This is a genomic window from Xanthomonas bonasiae (assembly GCF_017163705.1).
Classification (GTDB): domain Bacteria; phylum Pseudomonadota; class Gammaproteobacteria; order Xanthomonadales; family Xanthomonadaceae; genus Xanthomonas_A; species Xanthomonas_A bonasiae.
This window is the reverse complement of sequence record NZ_JAFIWB010000021.1, coordinates 85364-99806: the sequence shown is the minus strand read 5'-3', so window position 1 is coordinate 99806 and position 14443 is coordinate 85364. Positions and strand designations below refer to the sequence as shown.

At 69.1% G+C, this 14443-nt stretch carries 11 protein-coding genes; 8 read left to right on the top strand and 3 right to left on the bottom strand.

What is annotated here, in order from left to right:
• Positions 1-628: 628 nt before the first annotated feature.
• Together JR064_RS16600 and JR064_RS16595 are read right to left on the bottom strand one after the other, a co-directional pair.
• The gene (locus tag JR064_RS16600) at positions 629-1102 is read right to left on the bottom strand and encodes a hypothetical protein (RefSeq protein ID WP_191825396.1); all 474 of its coding nucleotides are present in this window, start codon (positions 1100-1102) and stop codon (positions 629-631) included.
• Between the two features lie 323 nt (positions 1103-1425).
• A complete protein-coding gene (locus tag JR064_RS16595) occupies positions 1426-2154 on the bottom strand; it encodes a TetR/AcrR family transcriptional regulator (protein WP_206230478.1) in 729 nt (242 codons plus the stop codon).
• A gap of 100 nt (positions 2155-2254) precedes the next feature.
• Here JR064_RS16595 and JR064_RS16590 point away from each other — a divergent pair, with 100 nt between their 5' ends.
• Positions 2255-3385 carry an FAD-dependent oxidoreductase gene (locus tag JR064_RS16590; RefSeq protein WP_206230477.1) on the top strand — a complete coding sequence of 377 codons (1131 nt, stop codon included), beginning with the start codon at positions 2255-2257 and terminating at the stop codon, positions 3383-3385.
• A 170-nt stretch (positions 3386-3555) separates the two neighbouring features.
• Here JR064_RS16590 and glmS read toward each other — a convergent pair whose 3' ends face one another.
• Positions 3556-5385 (bottom strand): glutamine--fructose-6-phosphate transaminase (isomerizing), encoded by a 1830-nt coding sequence (gene glmS / locus JR064_RS16585; protein ID WP_179568721.1) that lies wholly within the window; start codon positions 5383-5385, stop codon positions 3556-3558.
• A gap of 380 nt (positions 5386-5765) precedes the next feature.
• On the opposite strand from glmS, the gene JR064_RS16580 reads away from it, so the two are divergent.
• The 7 genes from JR064_RS16580 to JR064_RS16550 all read left to right on the top strand — a co-directional run bounded on the left by JR064_RS16580 (position 5766) and on the right by JR064_RS16550 (position 14410).
• Positions 5766-7037 (top strand): efflux RND transporter periplasmic adaptor subunit, encoded by a 1272-nt coding sequence (locus JR064_RS16580; RefSeq protein ID WP_179568723.1) that lies wholly within the window; start codon positions 5766-5768, stop codon positions 7035-7037.
• Between the two features lie 120 nt (positions 7038-7157).
• On the top strand, positions 7158-7874 hold the full coding sequence (locus JR064_RS16575) for an ABC transporter ATP-binding protein (protein ID WP_191825392.1): 717 nt from the start codon (positions 7158-7160) through the stop codon (positions 7872-7874).
• A 28-nt stretch (positions 7875-7902) separates the two neighbouring features.
• Positions 7903-9225, top strand: coding sequence for an ABC transporter permease (locus JR064_RS16570; protein WP_206230476.1), 1323 nt, complete (start codon positions 7903-7905; stop codon positions 9223-9225).
• 16 nt (positions 9226-9241) lie between these two features.
• Positions 9242-10456 (top strand): ABC transporter permease, encoded by a 1215-nt coding sequence (locus JR064_RS16565; protein WP_206230475.1) that lies wholly within the window; start codon positions 9242-9244, stop codon positions 10454-10456.
• A gap of 13 nt (positions 10457-10469) precedes the next feature.
• The gene (locus tag JR064_RS16560; RefSeq protein ID WP_206230474.1) at positions 10470-11768 is read left to right on the top strand and encodes an ABC transporter permease; all 1299 of its coding nucleotides are present in this window, start codon (positions 10470-10472) and stop codon (positions 11766-11768) included.
• Positions 11769-11832: 64 nt separating this feature from the next.
• Complete coding sequence (locus JR064_RS16555; protein ID WP_206230473.1) at positions 11833-13059, top strand: ABC transporter permease; 1227 nt, start codon at positions 11833-11835, stop codon at positions 13057-13059.
• 49 nt (positions 13060-13108) lie between these two features.
• Entirely contained in the window at positions 13109-14410 is a 1302-nt protein-coding gene (locus tag JR064_RS16550; RefSeq protein WP_206230472.1) for an ABC transporter permease, read from the top strand.
• Positions 14411-14443 lie beyond the last annotated feature (33 nt).

Here is a 14443-nt window from a genome sequence, read left to right as displayed (position 1 = left end):
AGCCGCACGCGAGACGCGCGTCGTGGCCGGCGTACGCGTCTGGTTCTGAGCGGCCGTTCGAGCGCTCCTGAACCCTGTAGGAGCGGCTTCAGCCGCGACAGGCCTTCCCGATGGATCCTGTCGCGGCTGAAGCCGCTCCTACAACAGCACCTCCGCTGTATTGGCATCAATTGCAGGCGGACTATCGCCGCGACGCGGGAGAAGCCGCACGCGAGACGCGCGTCGTGGCCGGCGTACGCGTCTGGTTCTGAGCGGCCGTTCGAGCGCTCCTGAACCCTGCAGGAGCGGCTTCAGCCGCGACGGGCCTTCCCGATGGATCCTGTCGCGGCTGAAGCCGCTCCTACAACACCACCCCACTGTATTGGCATCAATTGCAGGCGGACTATCGCCGCGACGCGGGAGAAGCCGCACGCGAGACGGGCGTCGTCGCCGGCGTACGCGTCTGGTTCTGAGCGGCCGTTCGAGCGCCTGAATCCTGTAGGAGCGGCTTCAGCCGCGACAGGCCTTCCCGATGGATCCTGTCGCGACTGAAGCCGCTCCTACAACACCGCCTCCACTGTATTGGCATCAATTGCAGCACGCGACGCCGCGGCGACCCACGAACACTTCGTCGTGGGGTTTCCGCCGCTCAAGCGCGCAACGAACCATCCTCCCCGATCTGCCAAGCACGCGGCGGACGCAGCGCGCCCAGCGTGCGCACCAGCTCCTGGTAACTACGTGCCAGCTGCCCGAACAGGCCCGCGTCGCTGGCGCGGGTCTCGGCCACTTCGTAGTAGGCGCCGCGGCCCAGGTCGATGAAGTAGTCCACGCTGACCCGGCGCCGCGCGGCCACACCGGGAAACAGGCCGGCGATCAGCAGGCAGCCGTCGCCGACCTCGCGCAGCGCGTCGGCGCGGGCGCGCCCGACCTGCTCCTGCGCATGCAGCCAGGCCAGCGCCTGGGTACGCGACAACAGGTGTCCGTCGGCCTGGTAGCGCAACAACACGAACACCAGATAGCTCTCGCGCGATTCGTCCAGCGGCCGGCCCAGCCGCTGCCCTGCCTCGTGCACCAGCGCCTGCCACAGCTCGGCCGGCGCCCCCTGTCTGAAAGACTCGTACATGCGTCCTCCTGCGTGGTGGGAACCCTCGCCAGGAGCTTATGCATAACCCGGGCCACTGCGTTGGCAGCCGACCGCGGCGGCTGCCAATCCGGCCTGCGTGCACGGCGAACGCCGCGGAAGCCCGGCGGATACGCGGATGCCGTGCGGCGTCGCAATCACCGAACATCCGCGCCTGAAAGCGGTGCGGCATGCACCGACGACCAGCGGCGGTCCGGCAACTAGAGAGGCTCGCGACCGTAACGACGTCACATGGCGCCAGCATGTTGACCAGCACCGGTCCGCTGCGCGCGCCGCGCCGGCACCGCGACGCGACCGCAACCCCGCTATTTCTTCTTGGTGGCGATCCTGCGGGCCGCTGCGATGGCCGGCTGCGCCTGGGCGCGCCGTGCCGCCACGCCGTGCAGGATCAGGTCGATGCCGGCCAGGAAATCCATCCGGTCGTCATGCGTGCGCAGCTGTCCGGCCATGCCGCGCACGAACGGGTACGCGTCCGCATCCAGCCGCGACCACGCGGTCGCCACCGCATCCAGGAAATCGGACCTGACGATGCCGCGCGTGCGCGCGAGCTGCGTGTTGGCCGCGTTCTGCCCGGCAACGCCGAGGATGTAGCTCAACAACGCGGAGACCGCGGCCCACTGCTCGTGGTCCGGCACGCCGAGCGCGCGCAGCTGCTGGCCGATGCGCTCGACGATGCGCACGATCGGCGACTCGCCGGGCGCGCGGTTGAGCGCCGACCCCATCCACGGGTGCGCATCGATCGCGTCGAACATGCCCAGCGCCAGCGCGCGTATCGCCGCCTCCGGCGTGGCATCGGCGGAGGGCGCATGCAAGGTGCGCGCGACGATGGCGTCGCAGGCGGCGGTCAGCAGATCGCGCTTGTCCGCGACATGCCAATAGAGCGCACCGGGGCCGGTGGCGAGCCGTTCGGACAGCGCGCGGAAGGTCAGGCCGCCCTCGCCGCCGCTGTCCAACAGCGCGATCGACGCTTCCACGATCTGTTCGCGCGAGAGCGATGCCTCGCGTCGCGGGGTGCCGCGCGTTGTCTTGGCCATGCCTCATCTTGACACGAATGGAACGCCATTCCAACATGTGGAACGACGTTCCATCAGCACTCGCGCCCGTCCCGGCGCATCCACTCGACCAAGGATTCAGATGCACACCCCCATCGCGATCATCGGCGCCGGGCTCGGCGGGCTCATGCTTGCCCGCGTGCTGCACGTGCACGGCATCGCCGCAACGCTCTACGAAGCCGAGGTCTCGGCGGATGCCCGCCCGCAGGGAGGCTTGCTCGATATCCACACCTACAACGGCCAGCGCGCGGTCAAGGCCGCTGGCCTCTACGACGCGTTCCTCGGCCTGGTGCTTCCCGGTGCGGACGCAAAGCGGATCGTCGACAGCCAAGGCGCCATCCTGATCGACAGACCCGACGTGGGCAGCGGCGCCAGGCCCGAGGTGGATCGCGGAAACCTGCGCCGGCTCCTGCTCGACGCGCTTCCCGCGGGCACCGTCCGCTGGGGATGCAAGCTGGCCACGGCGGCCCCGCTCGCCGACGGGCGGCATCTGCTGCGCTTCGCCGACGGCGCGAGCGCGACCACCGATCTGCTCGTGGGTGCGGACGGCGCCTGGTCGCGCGTACGCCCATTGCTGTCCGCCGCAGTACCTGCCTACGCCGGCACCTCGTTCATCGAGACCTGCCTGTTCGACGGCGACACGCGCCACCCCGCCAGCGCGCAGGTGATCGGCGGCGGCACGCTGATGGCGGTCGCGCCCGGCAAGGGCATCCTCGCCCACCGCCATGCCGATGGCACCCTGCAGACCTACGTGTCGCTGAACCGGCCGCAGGACTGGTTCGCCCGCCTCGACTTCGCCGACCCGGCGGCCGCGCTGGCCCGCGTCGCCGCGGAATTCGCTGGCTGGGCCCCGGCGTTGACGGCCCTCGTCACCGACGGCGACACCGCCCCCGTGCTTCGCCCGATCCATGCGTTGCCGATCGAGCACCGCTGGGCGCGAACGCCCGGCGTGACCTTGCTCGGCGATGCGGCGCACCTGATGTCGCCGTTCGCCGGCGAAGGCGCCAACCTCGCGCTCTACGACGGCGCCGAACTCGGCAAGGCCATCGTTGCCAATCCGGGCGAGATCGACGCCGCGCTGGCCGCGTACGAGAGCGAGCTGTTCCCGCGCAGCGCGGCCTTTGCCGAAGAGTCGGCGCAGAATCTGACGATGTTCTTCGACGCCGATACGCCGCAGGGCCTGGTCGCGTTCTTCGACAGCGTTGCCGGGTAGCCGAATCGGTTACGCAGAAGCCGCCGTGCCGCATCGCGCCGACCCGGCCGTGCCGGCCGCGGCCATGGGCTGCGGCCGTCACGAACCAGCGCTGTACCGGCGATCTGCATGCGCGGTGCGGGCTGGCCTGCGAAGGCACGCAGGCCGGCCCGGGCGACGCACGCCCGCACCTACTCCACCGTCACCGACTTGGCCAGGTTGCGCGGCTTGTCCACGTCGGTGCCGCGCGCCAGCGCGGTGTGGTAGGCGAGCAGCTGCACCGGGATGGTGTGCACCACCGGGCTGAGCAGGCCGGCATTGCGCGGGGTGCGGATCACGTGCACGCCTTCGGATTCGCTGAAGTGGCTGTCCTGGTCGGCGAACACGAACAGCTCGCCGCCGCGCGCGCGCACTTCCTGCATATTGGATTTCACCTTCTCCAGCAGCGCATCGTTGGGCGCGATCACCACCACCGGCATGTTCGCATCCACCAGCGCCAGCGGGCCGTGCTTGAGCTCGCCGGCCGGGTAGCCTTCGGCGTGGATGTAGGTGATTTCCTTGAGCTTGAGCGCGCCTTCCAGCGCGATCGGATAGTGCAGGCCGCGGCCCAGGAACAGCGCGTTGTGCTTGTCGGCGAAACGCTCGGCCCACACCGCGATCTGCGGTTCCAGGTTCAAGGCGTGTTGCACGCTGCCCGGCAGGTAGCGCAGCTGTTCCAGGTACTCGGCTTCCTGCGCTTCGCTCAGGCGCCCGCGCAGCTTGGCCAGCACGCAGGTCAGCTGGAACAGCGCCGCCAACTGGGTGGTGAAGGCCTTGGTGGAGGCCACGCCGATCTCGGCGCCGGCACGCGTGTACAGCACCAGCGCGCTGGCGCGCGGGATCGCGCTTTCCGGCACGTTGCAGATCGACAGGGTCTTGGCGTGGCCCAGCGACTTGGCGTACTTCAGCGCCTCCATCGTGTCCAGAGTCTCGCCGGACTGGGAAATGGTGACGATCAGCTGGCGCGGGTTGGCGTAGGCGGCGCGGTAGCGGTATTCGCTGGCGATCTCCACGCTGCACGGCAGGCCGGCGATCGCCTCGATCCAGTAGCGTGCGGTCAGCCCGGCGTAGTAGCTGGTGCCGCAAGCGAGGATCTGCACGCCGTCGATGTCGGCCAACGCATGTGCGTTGCGGCCGAACAGCGTGGTGTCGAAACCGCCGGCGTCGAACAGCGCTTCCAGCGTGTCGGCCAGCGCGCGCGGCTGCTCGTGGATCTCCTTCTGCATGAAGTGGCGGTACGGGCCCAGTTCCAGCGAGGCCAGCGAGACCTCGGACATGTGCACCTCGCGCTGCGCCGGCCGGTCCTCGGCGTCGTAGACCTGCACGCCGGTCCGGCTCAACTCGGCGGTGTCGCCCTCTTCCAGGAAGATCACCCGGCGCGTGGCCTGGATCACCGCCGACACGTCGGAGGCGATGAAGTTCTCGCCCTCGCCCAGGCCGACCAGCAGCGGGCAGCCCATGCGCGCGCACACCAGCACGTCCGGGCGCGACTTGCTGACCGCGGCCAGCGCATAGGCGCCGGTCAGTTCCTTCACCGCAGCCTGCAGCGCCGCCAGCAGCGAAAGCCCCTGCGCGGCGTGGTGGTGGATCAGGTGCGCGATGACCTCGGTGTCGGTCTGCGACTCGAACACGTAGCCCAGCGCGCGCAGCCGCTCGCGCTGCTGCTCGTGGTTCTCGATGATGCCGTTGTGCACCAGCGCCAGGTCGCCGTGGCTGACGTGCGGATGCGCGTTGGCCTCGGTGACGCCGCCATGGGTGGCCCAGCGGGTGTGGCCGATGCCGAGCGTGGCGTGCAGGTCCTCGGCCAGCGCGGCGCTTTCCATCTCCGCCACGCGCCCGGTGCGGCGCACCCGGCGCACGCCGTCGCCGGCGACCACGGCGATGCCGGAGGAGTCGTAGCCGCGGTACTCCAGCCGCTTCAGGCCTTCGATCAGCACCGGCACCACGTCCCGTTCCGCAATCGCACCCACGATCCCGCACATAGCCGCACCCTGCATCGAAAGATCGCCATTCTAGCTTTGTCCGCTGAATGTCCTATAGGACCCGCCGACGCGACTTGGATGCGCCATCGCATGCCCTGGCGGTAAGGCTCGGGTAGCAGGGACCGGCACGACGCGTCCGCGCGTGGCGCGACCGAGCGGGGGGGACCGCCGTGCCCGGCGCCGTACACGATCCAGACGTGGATCGCGGCAGCGCGGCCTGTCCCGACCGTCCGGCCCGGCCGCGGACACGGTGTCCGCGAACGTGTCCGCGGACACGCGGACAGCCGTCCGTTGCAATGGAACCACCATCTTTTCAAACACTTGCGATTGGCACGCGACGTGCTTTGGATTCGTTCATTCTCACTGCGCCGACCCGACCGATGATCCGCGACACTTCCGCCCAGGACCAGGTTCTCGCCCGCCCCCGCTCCGCCGCCGCCTGGCGCCGCTGGTTCTGGCCCGCACTGATCGGGTTGGCGGTGCTGCTCGGCATTGCCTTCGCCGCGCGCGGCTGGATCGCCGGCAGCCGTTCGTTCGACGCGCAGCGCGTGCGCATCGCCACGGTCAGCCGCGGCGACCTGGTCCGCGACATCTCCGCCGACGGGCGCCTGATCGCCGCCAACAGCCCCACCCTGTACGCGATCTCCGGCGGCACCGTGACCTTGAAGGTGGTCGCCGGCGACGTGGTCAAGCAAGGCCAGGAGCTGGCCGAGATCGACAGCCCCGAACTGCGCAGCAAGCTCGCCCAGGAAGAGGCCACGCTGGCCGGCCTGGAAGCCGAAGCCGGCCGCGCCGACCTGGATGCGGTGCTGGCGCGCGCCAACGCCAGCAAGCTGGTGGACCAGGCGCAGATCGAACGGCAGGCGGCCAGCCGCGACCTGGAGCGCTACCAGCGCGGCTACGACGGCGGCGCGGTGCCGGCGGTCGAACTGGCCAAGGCGCAGGATTCGCTGAAGAAGGCCGACATCGCGATGAGCCATGCGCAGAAGGACTCCGGCCTGCAGACCCAGGGCGCGGGCCTGGACGCGCGCAACAAGCGTCTGCTCGCCGAGCGCCAGCGCGCGGTGGTCACCGAGGTGAAGCGACAGGTCGATCTGCTCACCCTGCGCTCGCCGTTCGACGGCCAGGTCGGCCAGGTGCAGGTGTCGCAGCACACCAACGTCGCCGCCAATGCGCCGGTGCTGAGCGTGGTCGACCTGTCCAAGTTCGAACTGGAGATCAAGGTGCCGGAGAGCTTCGCCCGCGACCTGGCGATCGGCATGCCGGCGCAGCTGACCAGCGGCGCCGGCGAACCGTTCGCCGGCGCGATCTCGGCGGTGTCGCCGGAAGTGGTCAACGGCGAGGTCAACGCGCGCATCCGCTTCACCGACAAGCAGCCGCCGGGCCTGCGCCAGAGCCAGCGCATGAGCGCGCGGGTGCTGCTGGATACCCGCAAGAACGTGCTCAAGCTCGAGCGCGGCCCGTTCGTCGAACAATCCGGCGGCCGCTACGCCTACGTGATGGACGGCAACTCGGCGATCCGCCGCCCGGTGGAGCTCGGCGTCACCAGCCTGGGCGAAGTCGAGGTGCGCTCGGGCCTGCAACCGGGCGACCGCGTCGTGGTCTCCGGCAGCGACCTGTTCGGCGAGGCGCCGCAGGTGACGGTGCATTAGAAGCTGGGATTGGGGATTCGGGAGTGGGGATTCGTAGGCCCCTGCCGTTTTCCTTTTCCGCCCGCTGATTCCGAATCTCGATCTCTCCCATTCCCCGCTCAACCACCAAGGAACCACGTCATGCTCGAAATGCGCTCCGTCTCCAAGGTCTTCCGTACCGAACAGGTCGAGACGCACGCGTTGCGTTCGCTGGATCTGCATGTGCGCGAAGGCGAATTCGTCGCCGTCACCGGGCCGTCCGGCTCCGGCAAGACCACCTTCCTCAACATCGCCGGCCTGCTGGAGACCTTCACCAGCGGCCAGTACCTGCTCGACGGCCAGGACGTCAGCAACCTCAACGACGACGCGCGCTCGCGCATGCGCAACCAGAAGATCGGTTTCATCTTCCAGGGCTTCAACCTGATTCCCGACCTCAACCTGTTCGACAACGTCGACGTGCCGCTGCGCTACCGCGGCATGGCCGCGGCCGAGCGCAAGCAGCGCATCGAAGAGGCGCTGGGCCGGGTCGGGCTGGGTTCGCGGATGAAGCATTATCCGTCCGAGCTGTCCGGCGGCCAGCAACAGCGCGCGGCGATCGCGCGCGCGCTGGCCGGCAGCCCGCGCCTGCTGCTGGCCGACGAACCGACCGGCAACCTGGACTCGCAGATGGCGCGCGGGGTGATGGAACTGCTGGAAGAGATCAACGCGCAGGGCTCGACCATCGTCATGGTCACCCACGATCCGGAACTGGCCGCGCGCGCGCAGCGCAACGTGCACATCGTCGATGGCCAGGCCACCGACCTGCAGCGCGAGCCGGTGCTGGGGCATGTCGGCCACGGCGCCGCGGCCAACGGCTGACGGTCCGGCGACGGCAAACGGAGACGGCATGTTCGGCTACTACCTTCAACTTGCGCTACGCAGCCTGCGCCGCAGTCCGGTGTTGAGCGCGTTGATGGTGCTGTCCATCGCCGTCGGCATCGGCGCGGCGATGACCACGCTGACGGTGATGCGGCTGCTGTCCGGCGATCCGTTGCCCGGGCGCAGCCAGCGGATCTTCTACCCGCAGCTCGATCCGCGCCCTGCCGGCAGCACCGGCCAGCAGCCGTTCGACAAGCTCGACTATCCCAGCGCAATGGACCTGTGGAAGACCGGGCGCGCCGATCGCCAGGCCATCGTGGCCGAAAGCCAGATCAAGCTGCGCGCGCCCGAACGCGACGGTCCGGCGTTCATGGCGCAGATGCTGTCCACCCAGGCCGATTTCTTTCCGATGTTCCAGGTGCCGTTCGCCTACGGCAGCGGCTGGCGTGCGCGCGACGACCAGGACCGTGCACGGGTGGCGGTGATCTCGGCCGATCTCAACAACAAGCTGTTCGAGGGCCGCAACAGCGTCGGACGCAGCCTGCTGGTGCGCGGCAATGCGGTCCGCATCGTCGGCGTACTGGCCCCCTGGCGGCCGTCGCCGCAGTTCTACACGCTGGCCGGCGGCAGCTTTTCCCATGGCGATACCGGCAGCTTCTATGGCAAGCCGCAGGACGTGTTCGCGCCGCTGTCCACCAGCCTGGAGATCAACGACGGCCACATCGAGCCGTGGACCTGCTTCGGCACGCCAGCCCAGCCGCTGGACCTGCGCATCGCACCGTGCGTGTGGGTGCAGTTGTGGGTGCAGCTGGATACGCCAGCCAAGGTGGCCGACTACCGCCGCCTGCTGGCCGATTACGCCGCCCAGCAGCAGGCGGCCGGCCGCATCGGCCGCAAGGACACGGCGCGCCTGCTGTCCTTGCCGCAGTGGCTGGACCACAACCGGGTCGTGCCTGGCGACGTGCGGCTGCAGAGCTGGCTGGCGCTGGCGTTCCTGGGCCTGTGCCTGTTCAACAGCGTCGGCCTGCTGCTGGCCAAGTTCCTGCGCCGCGGCGGCGAGATCGGCGTGCGCCGCGCCCTGGGCGCGTCCAGGCGCGCGATCTTCGCCCAGTGCCTGACCGAAGCCAGCGTCATCGGGTTGATCGGCGGCATCGGCGGCTGGCTGCTGACCCTGCTCGGCCTGTGGAGCGTGCGCCAGCAGCCCGCCGCCTACGCCGATCTGGCGCGCCTGGACCTGCTGGCATTCGCCGGCACCTTCGTGCTGGCCGTCGGCTGCAGCGTGGCGGCCGGCCTGTTCCCGGCCTTGCGCGCCAGCCGGATCGCGCCGGCGCTGCAGCTCAAGAGCCTGTGACCGGGACCCCTCCATGATGCAGATCGCCCCCATCCTGCGCGCCCTGTCGCGCCACCGCATCGCCGCGACGCTGATCGCGCTGGAGGTCGCGCTGGCCTGCGCGGTGCTGTGCAATGCGTTCTTCCTGATCGGCAACCGGCTGGATCTGATGCACCTGGACAGCGGCGTCGACGAAGCCGCGCTGGGCCTGGTGTCCTTGTCCGGCTGCGACGGCTGCAACAATGCCGATCTCAATGCGCGCGTGCTCGATGCCGTGCGCCGCATTCCCGGGGTGCGCGCGGCAGGCACCATCAACACCGTTCCGTTCGCTCCGGCCGCAGGCAACAGCGGTATTTGCCTGGACCAGGCCTGCACCGCGGTCGGCGGCGTGCCGCATTTCTATACGGCCAGCCCCGGCGCCGTTGCCGCCCTGGGCCTCAAGCCGGACAGCGGCCGCGCGTTCACCGACGCCGACTACCAGCCGTTCGAGCACTTCGCTCCGGACACGGCCGACGTGTGGATCACCCGCACCCTGGCCGACCACCTGTGGCGTGGCCAGGATCCGCTGGGCCGGGAATTCTGGGCCGGCGGCCACTATCGTGTGGTCGGCACCCTCCCGCACCTGGCCCGGCCCGATCCCGGCCGCAGCGAGGATGGCGCGATCGGCAGCGACTGGTCGGTGCTCATCCCGGTGCGCGAGGCCTCGCAATCCGGCGTCTACGTGCTGTGCGCCGATCCGCGCGAACTGCCGCGCGTGGTCGAACAGGCACGCACCGCGGTGGCGCGCGCGGTGCCCGACGCGGTCCTGGATGGCGAGTACAGCAGGCCGTTGAACGACCTGCGCCAACGCTACTTCCAGAGCGACCGGGCCATGGCCAAGCTGCTGGTGGCGGTCATCGCCGCGATGCTGCTGGTGACCGCGCTGGGCATCGTCGGCCTGGCCAGTTTCTGGGTGCAGCAGCGCACCCGGCAGATCGGCATCCGCCGCGCGCTGGGCGCCACCCGCCACGACATCCTGCAGCACTTCCATACCGAGAACCTGCTCATCGTCGGCGCCGGCGTGGCGCTGGGCATGCTGCTGGCCTACGCCGGCAACGTCCTGCTGATGCGCTTCTTCGAACTGGAACGGCTGCCGGCCATCTACCTGCCGGCCGGTGCCGCGTTGCTGTGCGCGCTCGGCCAGCTCGCCGTCCTCGGCCCCGCGCTACGCGCCGCCGCCGTCCCACCCGCCACCGCCACCCGTAGCGCCTGACCCGGAGCCACCCATGTTCGGCTATTACTTCCGCCTCGCCTTGCGCAGCTTCCGCCGCAACAAGGTCCTCACCGCGCTGATGGTGCTGGCCATCGCGCTGGGCATCGGCGCCAGCATGACCACGCTGACCGTGTTCTACGTGCTCTCCGGCGACCCGATCCCGCAGAAGAGCGACAAGCTGTTCTACGTGCAGGTCGATGCGCAGCCGAAAGCCGGCTTCCAGCCCGGCGAGGAGCCGGACTTTCAGAACACGCGCTACGACGCCGAAACGCTGCTGCGCGAGAAACGCGCCAAGCGGCAGGCGATCATGACCGGTGGGTCGGCGGCGATCGAGCCGCTCAAGAGCGGGCTGAAACCGTTCAAGTCGGAAGTACGGCTTACCTCGGCGGATTTCTTCCCGATGTTCGACACGCCGTTCCTGTACGGCCACGGCTGGACCGGTACGGAAGACGAACGCCACGAGCGCGTGGCGGTCATCAGCAAGAAGCTCAACGAGAAACTGTACGACGGTACCAACAGCGTCGGCCGCGAACTGCGCATGGACCAGAACACGTTCCGCATCGTCGGCGTGCTGGATACCTGGGCCCCCAATCCGCGCTTCTACGACATCACCAACACCTACGGTTCGGACGAACAGGCCTACCTGCCGTTCTCGGTCGCGATGGACCTGAAGATAGACCGCAACGGCAACATGAACTGCTTCGGCGACAGCAACGGCGATCAGACCTCGCTCAATGCGCCTTGCACCTGGATGCAGTACTGGGCGGAACTGGAGAGCCCGGCGCAGACCGCCGATTACAAGGCCTACCTCGAGAACTACTCCAACCAGCAGCGCGCCGCCGGCCGCTTCCAGCGTCCGAACAACGTGCGCCTGCGCAACGTGATGCAGTGGCTGGACCACAACGAAGTGGTGCCGGGCGATGTGCGCCTGCAGCTGTGGCTGGCGATGGGTTTTCTTTTGGTATGCCTGCTCAACACCGTCGGCCTGCTGCTGGCCAAGTTCCTGCGCCGCAGCGGCGAGATCGGCGTGCGCCGCGCGCTGGGCGCCTCGCGCCGCGCGATCTTCGCGCAGTGTCTGGTCGAAGCCGGCACCATCGGCCTGGCCGGCGGTATCGCCGGTCTCGGCCTGGCCGTGCTCGGCCTGTGGGCCGTGCGCCAGCAGCCCTCCGACTACGCCAAGCTCGCCCATCTGGACCCCACGATGCTGGCACTGACCTTCGCCCTGGCCCTGGCCGCCAGTCTGCTGGCCGGCCTGCTGCCGGCCTGGCGCGCGATCCAGGTGGCGCCGGCGCTGCAGCTCAAATCGTCCTGACCATCGCCCCCGCCGCACGGCGGCGGGCAGACCGCCAACGAAGGTCCCTCACAAGGTTATCGCCATGGACATCCGCCCCATCCTCTCCACCCTGCGCCGGCACAAGACCGCCGCCACGCTGATCGTGCTGGAGATCGCGCTTGCCTGCGCCATCGTGTGCAACGCGCTGTTCCTGATCGGCAACCGCATCGAGACCCTGCACCGGCCCAGCGGCATCGCCGAGTCGGAACTGGTGACGATCTCGCTGGGCGGCATCGGCCAGCAGGTCAACGCCGCCGCGAGGACCCGCGAGGACCTGGCCGCGTTGCGCGCCGTACCCGGCGTGCGCAATGCGACCGTGCTCAACCAGGTGCCGTTCGTGCACTACTCCTGGAACACCAGCCTGGCGCTGACCCCGGACCAGGAGCGGCCCACCCTCAACGCGGCGCAGTACATGGCCGAGGAAGGCACGCTGCAGACCCTGGGGCTGCAGTTGGTGGCCGGGCGCGACTTCACGCCCGACGAATACCTCGATCTGGAAATCGCGCAAACCGACAGGGACGCGCAGAAAAAAGGTACCGCCATCATTCTCAATCGCGCCACCGCGGAGAAGATGTTCCCCGGACAGAATGCCCTCGGCAAGACCCTCTACACCGGACCGATCCCGGTGCGCGTGGTCGGCATCGTCGACACGCTGGCGCGGCCGGCCGCGACCAGCGGCCTGGCCGAGATCGACTACGCGATGCTGCTGCCGCTGCGCCTGAACTACACCAAGGGCCTGTACGTGCTGCGCGTCACCGACCCGGCGCGGCGCCAGGAAGTGCTGGCCTCGGCGGTCGCGGCGCTGATGAAGGTGGACAACAGCCGCCTTGTGCTGAAACAGCAGACCTACGCCGAGATCCGCGACGAATACTTCCAGGGCGACCGCGCGATGGTCTGGCTGCTGGGCGCAGTGTGCATCGCGTTGCTGATCGTGACCGCGCTGGGCATCGTCGGCCTGGCCAGTTTCTGGGTGCAGCAGCGCACCAAGCAGATCGGCATCCGCCGCGCGCTCGGCGCCACCCGCGGGCAGATCCTGCGCTACTTCCAGACCGAGAACTTCCTGCTGGCCAGCACCGGCATCGTGCTCGGCATGTTGCTGGCCTACGCGATCAACCAGTGGCTGATGGGGAAGTACGAACTGCCGCGGCTGCCGCTGTACTACCTGCCGTTCGGCGCGCTGACCCTGTGGCTGCTCGGCCAGATCGCGGTGTTCGCGCCGGCGCGCCGCGCCGCGGCGGTGCCGCCGGCGGTGGCCACGCGCAGCGCTTGAAGCGTCCCCTTGGCCGGCGTCATGCCGGCCCTTTTTTCCAGGACTTCCCATGTTCGGCTACTACTGCAAACTGGCGTTGCACAGCTTCGGCCGCAACCGGCTGCTGACCGCGTTGATGGTGCTGGCCATCGCGGTCGGCATCGGCGCGTCGATGACCACGCTGACCGTGTTCCACGTGCTGGCCGCCGACCCGATCCCGGGCAGGAGCGCGCAACTGTTCTACGTGGAGATGAACGTCTATCCGGACGAGAAGTACGAACCGGGCACGACCGAACCGCTGCAGCTGACCCGCCGCGACGCCGAAGCGCTGTTGCGCGACAAGCGCGGCGATCGCCAGGCGATGATGTCCGCCGGCGGCGTCACCGTGGTGCCGGCACGCGCGGAGCAAACCCCGTTCTCGGTGGAGGCGCGCTACACCAGCGCCGATTTCTTCCCGATGTTCGCCGTGCCGATGCGCTATGGCCGTGCCTGGACCGCCGAGGACGACGGACGGCGCGCGCGGATCGCGGTGATCTCGCGGCATCTGAACGAGCAGGTGTTCGGCGACATCGACAGCGTCGGCAAGGATCTGCAGATCGGCGACACGGTGCTGCGCATCGTCGGCGTGATCGACGACTGGAGCATGAACCCGCGCTTCTACGACATGACCAACGAGACCTACGCCGACAGCGAGGACGTGTTCGTTCCGTTCTCCACTTCGCGCGATCTGGAACTGAGCACCAGAGGCACGATGGATTGTTGGAGCGACAGTCCCAATGGCCCGACCGGCGAGAACGCCCCCTGCGTGTGGATCCAGTATTGGGTTGAACTGGGCGATGTCGGCAAGCAGGCCGCCTACCGCGACTATCTCGACAGCTACGCGCGCCAGCAGCACGATGCCGGCCGCTTCAGCCATCCGGCGGACATCCGCCTGAGCGACGTGATGACCTGGCTGGACAGGAATCACGCGGTGCCTGCCGACGTGCGCCTGCAACTGTGGCTGGCGCTGGTGTTCCTGGGCATCTGCCTGCTCAACACCGTCGGCCTGATGCTGGCCAAGTTCATGCGCCATGGCGGCGAGATCGGCGTGCGCCGCGCGCTGGGCGCGTCGCGGCGAGCGATCTTCGCCCAGCACCTGGTGGAAGCAGGAATGATCGGCGCGGCCGGCGGAACGCTCGGCCTGCTGTTCGCCTGGATCGGCCTATGGCTGGTCCGGCGGCAGCCTGCCGACTATGCCGGGCTGGCGCACATGGACGGCAGCATGCTGCTCGGCACGCTCGTCCTGGCCCTGGTCAGCAGCCTGCTGGCCGGCGCGCTGCCGGCGTGGCAGGCCATGCGCGTACAGACCGCGCTGCAACTCAAGTCGCAATGACGCGACGCGCGTCCTCATTCCCGCCAGGAACAA

Excerpts from the sequence above, each read along its gene's own strand:
- JR064_RS16600 (WP_191825396.1), bottom strand. The coding sequence starts at position 1,102 with ATGTACGAGTCTTTCAGACAGGGGGCGCCGGCCGAGCTGTGGCAGGCG.
- JR064_RS16595 (WP_206230478.1), bottom strand. The coding sequence starts at position 2,154 with ATGGCCAAGACAACGCGCGGCACCCCGCGACGCGAGGCATCGCTCTCG.
- JR064_RS16590 (WP_206230477.1), top strand. The coding sequence starts at position 2,255 with ATGCACACCCCCATCGCGATCATCGGCGCCGGGCTCGGCGGGCTCATG.
- glmS (WP_179568721.1), bottom strand. The coding sequence starts at position 5,385 with ATGTGCGGGATCGTGGGTGCGATTGCGGAACGGGACGTGGTGCCGGTG.
- JR064_RS16580 (WP_179568723.1), top strand. The coding sequence starts at position 5,766 with ATGATCCGCGACACTTCCGCCCAGGACCAGGTTCTCGCCCGCCCCCGC.
- JR064_RS16575 (WP_191825392.1), top strand. The coding sequence starts at position 7,158 with ATGCTCGAAATGCGCTCCGTCTCCAAGGTCTTCCGTACCGAACAGGTC.
- JR064_RS16570 (WP_206230476.1), top strand. The coding sequence starts at position 7,903 with ATGTTCGGCTACTACCTTCAACTTGCGCTACGCAGCCTGCGCCGCAGT.
- JR064_RS16565 (WP_206230475.1), top strand. The coding sequence starts at position 9,242 with ATGCAGATCGCCCCCATCCTGCGCGCCCTGTCGCGCCACCGCATCGCC.
- JR064_RS16560 (WP_206230474.1), top strand. The coding sequence starts at position 10,470 with ATGTTCGGCTATTACTTCCGCCTCGCCTTGCGCAGCTTCCGCCGCAAC.
- JR064_RS16555 (WP_206230473.1), top strand. The coding sequence starts at position 11,833 with ATGGACATCCGCCCCATCCTCTCCACCCTGCGCCGGCACAAGACCGCC.
- JR064_RS16550 (WP_206230472.1), top strand. The coding sequence starts at position 13,109 with ATGTTCGGCTACTACTGCAAACTGGCGTTGCACAGCTTCGGCCGCAAC.